At 46.4% G+C, this 1,678-nt stretch carries 1 protein-coding gene; it reads right to left on the bottom strand.

Translation table 11 applies throughout. The features are described from left to right. Positions 1-137: 137 nt before the first annotated feature. Positions 138-1,019 carry a 3-deoxy-7-phosphoheptulonate synthase gene (gene aroF, locus QUB61_RS39345; RefSeq protein WP_333127506.1) on the bottom strand — a complete coding sequence of 294 codons (882 nt, stop codon included), beginning with the start codon at positions 1,017-1,019 and terminating at the stop codon, positions 138-140. Positions 1,020-1,678 lie beyond the last annotated feature (659 nt).

Below are 1,678 nucleotides of genomic sequence, written 5' to 3'. Positions count from 1 at the left end.
GCAAGATGCCTGTTCCACAAGAAAATTTATCTTTTGTGGAACAGGCATCTTGCCTGTTGCTGACAATGGTGCAAGATATCTGTTAAAACCGACTGTAGAGTTTGACGTTAAAAGTTATACCTTATTTCCTACGAATATCACTTCAAACTTAATACTTGTGAAGACCAATTAATCTCGGGTATGCACCGCCCGGCGGCGGCGGCGAAAGCCCGCAAACTGGCAACTAAATCTACCATATCTGGCAAAGAAAGAGCTTGCCGCGCGTCAGAAACCGATTTTTCTGGTTGCGGGTGACACTCAACAATCAATCCGTCTGCACCGCAAGCAACCGCTGCTTTGGCGAGTGGTGCGACTAATTCTCGCTTGCCGACAGCGTGAGAAGGGTCTACAATTACTGGCAAATGAGTTAACTGTTTCAGCGCTACGACTGCACCTAAATCTAAGACATTGCGCGTGTAATTGTCGAAGCTGCGGATGCCTCTTTCGCACAGAACTACATCAGGATTGCCGTGACTGACAATGTATTCGGCGGCCATCACCAATTCTTCGATTGTGGCTGACAAGCCGCGTTTTAGGAGGACTGGTTTTCCGGCTTGACCGATCGCCTTGAGTAACTCGAAGTTTTGCATATTGCGACTGCCTACTTGCAGCATATCAGCATAGGTGACAACTGGCTCGATTTGGGCGATCGACATTACCTCTGTCACCACGGGCAAACCGTAACGCCGGCTGACATCGGCTAAAATTTCGAGTCCCTCAATTCCCATCCCTTGGAAAGAATAGGGAGAAGTGCGGGGTTTGTAGACTCCGCCTCGCAAAGCTTGCACTGATGCGGCAGATAGTTGGCGGGCGACTGTTTCCATTTGTTGGGAACTTTCGACGGTACAGGGGCCGCCAATTATTAATAATTCTGTGCCGCCGACAGAGACTGTTTCTGAGAGTTTAACAATTGTTTGGTGTTCGGGATGAGATTTAGTTACGAGTTTGGCTTCTAACATGACGGTATTCTCCTGGAAAATTAAGTGGGTGGTTGACAACAAAAAACCCGGAACTTTTAAGAGTTCCGGGTTGGTGCGAAAAGACAGCGCGACAATTTACCCAGAACTCTTGTGGGGCCAATAATAAAAGCCGTAATACCAGTTACTGAATAAGGTCATCGGTGTTTTCGCTTGTACTCGATTGGTTGTTGGAAAAAGAACTAGAAAAAACAAAACCGCAGGTGTTAATCTGCGGTTCGCCCGGATGTTCACAGTGAATTGTAAATTCACTCCGGGCGAACTTGGCTGTACCAATAATAAAAATAGCTGTTGGCTGTGAACATAGGTGAAGTGCTGGGATTTGTGAATTCAACACAATACTATTCTATAAGCTAGCACAGACTGGTAGGAATGTCAAGCATTTTTTTGCAAAATGTATGGAAACGGCATTGCCGTTTAACTCGGCGTGGTTGTCGTTTTTTTGGCTATGTCTGTTATTATATCGACATAGGGACAAAACGATAAGTCCTTATATCGACAGGCAACCCGCTCCGATGGCGCGCCTGTGTGTCAGGCTAGACACATAGACAAATCGATATAGCGATATGGAAGCTTTGACTACAATTGACACTCCCCGGCTTTGAAAGCGCGGGGATTCTTGGTTCTGCGACAGACCTTAAAACTATCTATCCTTGCGGCAA

The organism is Microcoleus sp. C2D2 (genome assembly GCF_036702495.1).
Taxonomy (GTDB): domain Bacteria; phylum Cyanobacteriota; class Cyanobacteriia; order Cyanobacteriales; family Microcoleaceae; genus Microcoleus.
The sequence above is the reverse complement of the archived record's forward strand: the minus strand, read 5'-3'. Positions and strand labels throughout refer to the sequence as shown.